The organism is Acinetobacter sp. AS23 (genome assembly GCF_023612055.1).
Taxonomy (GTDB): Bacteria; Pseudomonadota; Gammaproteobacteria; order Pseudomonadales; family Moraxellaceae; genus Acinetobacter; species Acinetobacter oleivorans.
Genome location: NZ_CP082274.1, coordinates 807,239 through 812,907, shown reverse-complemented (window position 1 = coordinate 812,907; position 5,669 = coordinate 807,239). Strand labels below are relative to the sequence as shown.

4 protein-coding genes are annotated in these 5,669 nt (G+C 35.6%); 1 reads left to right on the top strand and 3 read right to left on the bottom strand.

Translation table 11 applies throughout. From position 1 onward, the window contains the following. Positions 1-456: 456 nt before the first annotated feature. The 3 genes from K6I41_RS03955 to K6I41_RS03945 all read right to left on the bottom strand — a co-directional run bounded on the left by K6I41_RS03955 (position 457) and on the right by K6I41_RS03945 (position 4,056). Positions 457-1,959: a cation:proton antiporter gene (locus K6I41_RS03955; RefSeq protein WP_004789435.1), complete on the bottom strand. Its 1,503-nt coding sequence runs from the start codon at positions 1,957-1,959 to the stop codon at positions 457-459. A 241-nt stretch (positions 1,960-2,200) separates the two neighbouring features. Further along, a complete protein-coding gene (ypfJ, locus tag K6I41_RS03950) occupies positions 2,201-3,100 on the bottom strand; it encodes a KPN_02809 family neutral zinc metallopeptidase (RefSeq protein WP_005310083.1) in 900 nt (299 codons plus the stop codon). A gap of 26 nt (positions 3,101-3,126) precedes the next feature. Continuing rightward, complete coding sequence (locus K6I41_RS03945) at positions 3,127-4,056, bottom strand: DUF808 domain-containing protein (protein WP_250375237.1); 930 nt, start codon at positions 4,054-4,056, stop codon at positions 3,127-3,129. A gap of 207 nt (positions 4,057-4,263) precedes the next feature. Between K6I41_RS03945 and trpS the strand changes: the two genes are divergently transcribed. Further along, positions 4,264-5,277, top strand: coding sequence for a tryptophan--tRNA ligase (trpS, locus tag K6I41_RS03940; protein WP_004789430.1), 1,014 nt, complete (start codon positions 4,264-4,266; stop codon positions 5,275-5,277). Positions 5,278-5,669 lie beyond the last annotated feature (392 nt).

The window sequence follows — 5,669 nt, the reverse complement described above, 5'->3', positions numbered from 1 at the left end:
ATCTGTATTCCTTTTATATTATTGATTTAAATGATTTTTTGTATAATTCTTTTTACTTAATGTTTTCAAGTTTTTGACCTACAACTTAAAAACATTAAGTAATGTGATCATTTTTACATTAACCACTTTAAAATAAAAAAAACAAATACTAAAGTACCTAAAGAAAAAATTTTAATTAATAGAAATTATATATAAGTCTTCTTTGAGTTTATCTTGTGTTAATTTAATGGAAAATTTCTTTAAATGTTTTATATATAAAACAAATTTCTTTTTTTATATTTACCATTTGTTGAAATGTCATTTAATTAAAATATTCATATAACAATTATTAATATCTTAATAAAATAAAATATATTATTAATGATATATATAGAAAAAAAAGGCTTTAGGTAATATTTCACTATTACACTAAAACCTAATTTATAAATCTTTTATAAAATTTAAAACTGCAAATATTTAGAAATTATCTGGGCTCTCAAATCGTTTTACTTCTTGTAACTTATTTGGGTCATGCATCGTTGCAATTCCATCTTCAGTTTTTTGATCAACCAGAATATCCGGGTTAAAAACGGTAATTGTTTCTCTACCTAGAGCATCCTCGCCAACAATATATTGAAAGCCTCTTCGATTCATCTTATGACACAATCGTTGATAGAGACCTTTTAAGCCTTCGGTTTCTTCATTCGGATTGTAATAGAAAGCATTCATCACAGCTGGTAGGCCTAGACCACATACGATGCCTGATAACAACACACTAATAAAAGTATAGCCAATCAGAATACTGCTATAAGGACTTAATGCAGGAATATTGGCAACCGCCAAAATCAATGCAAGTGAAATCCCCCCTCGTACACCACCCCAAGATAAAATGGTCAAGCTACCATTATAACTTTTCATTTTCCGCATATTCGGGAAAAAGGCGAAAGCCATGAAGTTGGCTGCAAAACGAGAGATATGTAGGATAAAGAACGCAACAATACCGCCTAAAATTAGGCTAAAGTTTAAATCAAGAATAAATAACTCTAGACCAATTAAAGTAAATAGGAATGAGTTGATGATTCCTTCTACGGTATGCCAAAAATGATTAACTTCTTGAATCTCTCGCTCTTCTCGTATTTCTTTCCATTTGTTTCCAACAATTAAACCACCTATTACACAGGCAATCGGTGCTGATGCATGGGCAAACAAAGCCACTAAATATGCTCCACTCGCAAGCAAAGCTGTTGTCAAAATCAGGGACTCCATTTCGTGTTTACCACGTAATAGACGCAACACCCCTACCCCAAATGCCCAACCAATCCCGACCGCAACAACAATTTCATAGAGTAGAGCTTCTAGTGTCGCCATCAACGAGAAATGTTCACCCTGTAAAACATTGAGTAAGGTCATAAACAATGCAATACACATTGCATCATTAAAGAGTGACTCACCTTCCAGCTTAACAATCAAATGATGCGGTGCACGAATCGAACTAAGTACACCTTTAATACCAATAGGGTCTGTTGCTCCTAAAGCTGCACCTAAAAGTAAAAGCACTAGAATTGGCACATGATATCCAACCAGTAGTTGGAACCCGTAGAGCAATCCACCAAATAAAACGGCGCAAATGACTAATGCAATGGTGGCCAAAATACTAATTTGCTTCCAGTAACTTTTTAAATCAGAAATTTTAAATTTAAGTGCTGAAGAAGTTAAAATAAAACAAATGACACCATTAATTAAAAAATCATAAAAATCGATATGGCGCACGGCTTCTTCAATATTATGAATATTAATGGTAATAAACTGGTTACCGTTTAGTAGGCTTGCGCCCCATTGCAAAATAAAGACAAAAATTGCTGAGACCAGCGGCACACCAATAGCCTGAGGAAAGCCTAAAATGCGCTTATTGAAGATCGTGGTTGCGATTGATAGCGCAAAAACCACTGTGAATGCTTGTAGTAGAAAAAAATTACCCATGAATACCCTTCTTCTGGGTCAACGACCAAATAAGAGAAACTTTGTTAGATCGACCAAACTTAATAAAAAACTGGCATGAAGAATGCCATAATCATAAAAACAGAAATTAGGACACAAGTTTAACGAATTGATTGAACAATCTATCACTCTGTTAAATTTCTTAACATTATTTATAGTTATGATCTAAAGAAAAACGGATGAGCTTCTTAAACATGTTTAACAAGACTCATCCTAGAAAAGATTAAACTGGATTGTTAAAAGTATCGCATTGGTTAATATCGCCAGTTTTTAAACCAACCTGAAACCAGTGCATTCGCTGTTCACTACTACCATGCGTAAAGCTATCTGGAACAACCTGACCAGTTGAGCGTTTCTGTAAATAATCATCTCCAATTTTTTGAGCAGCATCCATCGCTTCTTCAATATCACCTTGCTCTAAAAATTGAGTACGTTGCTGATTATGACTCGCCCAAATACCCGCTAAACAATCGGCTTGCAATTCTTGACGAACGGATAATTGATTACCTTCTCTTTGGCTCGCTTGTGCACGGGCTTGTTGTACTTGTGAAGAAATACCAAGCAGGGTTTGAACATGGTGCCCTACCTCATGTGCAACCACATAAGCTTGAGCAAAATCGCCTGCCTGATCTTGTCTAGAAAGTTCAGTTTGGTTTTGCTCACCAGAAATTCCCATTTGCTGACGCATATCTTTAAAGAATTCTGTATCGATATAAACCTTTTGGTCTGCTGGACAATAAAATGGTCCCATTGCAGATTGAGCAGTACCGCATCCAGATTGAATCATTCCACTAAATAACACCAACCTTGGTGGCGTATATGTTTTACCTAACTGTTTAAATATAGGAGTCCACGTATCCTCTGTATCAGCCAAAACAGTTCCAACAAAATCAGAGGCTTCTTTTTGCTCGGGTGTTAAACTTTCTGGCGCAGTTGCATTTGACTGCTGTGACGCAGTGACTTGCTGAGTTGCCTGATAAGCTTGTTGTGGATCAACCCCAAAAAACTTCCACGCAACAAATGCAACAACCAAACCAATAATGCTGATACCACCTGCTCTAACACCGCCCCCACCTCGACGGTCTTCCACATTGGTACTAATTCGACGACCTTTCCAGCGCATAATTTCCCTCTTATTTTAGAATGGCATCATGAACCCGATGCTTTTTTTGGCCACATTTTTTGTATTAAGCTTACAATTAATAGAACAATTGCACCCGCAACCAATCCTATTCCAAAATTAATCAGTGTCGGTGTTAAAGCACCAATAATATTGCCTACTGCTGGTATCGTTTCTACATGGTCCACTGTGTTTTCAGTTAAGTGATGAAGTAGTGGAATCGTATGATTAATAATTCCGCCACCAACTAAGAACATTGCAATGGTGCCTACGATTGAAAGTAGTTTCATTAAAATAGGTGCAAAAGCTAATAAACCTCGACCTATAGTTTGCTTAAATGAAGCAGTTTGCTTAGTTAAATATAATCCCAAATCATCAATCTTAACAATCATGCCAACTAAGCCATAAACACCAATTGTCATAACAATAGCAATAATACTAAGTACGCTTACCTTAGTCATTAAACTAGCTGTAGCCACGGTACCTAAAGAAATAACAACAATTTCAGCCGATAAAATAAAATCTGTTCGAACGGCTCCCTTTACTTTTTCTTTTTCAAAATTTGCTAAATCTAATTCTTCACTATCAAATTCTGCTTTTGCTTCTTCTGATGTAGATGGCTTTTTATGCATAATGGTATGAAGAACTTTTTCAACTCCCTCATAACATAAAAATAAGCCTCCCAACATTAAGAGTGGATTAATCAGCCAAGGCGCAATCACACTAATCAACAAAGCCAAAGGAACTAAAATAAGTTTATTAACAAATGAACCTTTGGCCACTTTCCAAACAATAGGTATTTCACGATCTGCACGCACACCTGTAACTTGTTGTGCATTTAAAGCCAAATCATCACCTAAAACACCAGCAGTTTTCTTTGCTGCCATTTTGCTCATTAAAGCAACATCATCTAAAATTGTTGCAATATCATCTAGTAATAAAAGTAAGCCACTTGCCATTTCTTATCCAAGTTTGTATTTATTAGGCTATTGTAAGATGATTTTTTTCAATTTCTGTAATTTTACTGAATAAATTCACAATATTATTTTAAGAAAAGTTTAACCAATCGCTGACGAATTTTTTTTATTTCCCGTACAATAATGCCAATCTTTTATATTGCAGGGCTTACTACCCCTGATTAAGCCAATAAGACAGTGGAATAAATAATGAGTAATGTTGATCAGCGTCCAATTATTTTGACAGGCGACCGCCCAACCGGACAACTTCATCTTGGGCATTTTGTCGGTTCTTTGCGTTCTCGTGTAGGTTTACAGGATAGCCATCATCAACATCTCTTGTTAGCAGATGCACAAGCCCTAACAGACAATGCAGATAACCCAGATAAAGTCCGTCGCAATATTTTGGAAGTTGCTCTAGATTATTTAGCTGTAGGCATTGATCCAACAAAAACCACGATTTGCGTTCAATCATGCTTACCAGCACTGAATGAGCTTACTATGCTCTATCTTAACTTCGTGACAGTTGCACGCTTAGAGCGTAACCCAACCATTAAGTCTGAGATTCAAATGCGCGGTTTTGAGCGTGACATTCCGGCTGGTTTCCTCTGCTACCCTGTTGCACAAGCGGCAGACATTACTGCTTTTAAAGCGACTGTGGTTCCAGTGGGTGAAGATCAAATTCCAATGATTGAACAAACCAATGAAATCGTACGTCGAGTAAATCGTCAGATTGGTCAAGACCTTTTACCTGAATGTAAAGCTTTGCTTTCAAATATGGCACGCTTACCTGGTTTTGATGGCAAGGCAAAAATGTCTAAATCATTAGGTAATACCATTGTTTTAAATGCGTCTGATAAAGACATTAAAAAAGCTGTAAACGCAATGTATACCGACCCAAATCATCTTCGCATTGAAGATCCAGGTCAGGTTGAAGGAAATATTGTATTTACTTACTTAGATGCATTTGATCCGAATAAAGAAGAAGTTGAAGAGTTAAAAGCACACTATCGTCGTGGTGGTTTAGGTGATGGAACTGTTAAAAAACGCCTTGAAGGTGTTTTGAAAGAATTGATTAGTCCTATCCGTGAACGTCGTGAAGAACTTGCTAAAGATCCTGACTACATTATGGATGTTTTACGTCAAGGTACAGATAAGTGTCGTCTTATTACTCAACAAACCTTAGATGAAGTTAAAGACGGTTTAGGATTATTTAAATTCTAATTCCTTTAAAAACTAAAAGCCCTTCGGGGCTTTTTTTATGCTTATTTTATTCATAGCATAATTTTTTAGAATTACTAATGTATTGACGACTATTCACATGCTTTTACCCTATTAACGTGAAGTAACACTTATTAACGCTAATAGCGATGAAGAATTTCTTAACTATCTCTATTATTCATCATGTAGGTTACATTATATGAACCTCACGACATTTCTCCTTAAACCGAAACTGTTTTTACAGATTCGTTGTTCTACGCAATGATCACCCCAATCATTGCGTATTTTTTTGCTTAAATATTTAGTTTTCTTTAGAAATTTTATTTTCTTGATTACTTATTTTTAATAGATAAAAAAACACCGCATCATTTTCAGATGCGGTGTTTTTTAAGATT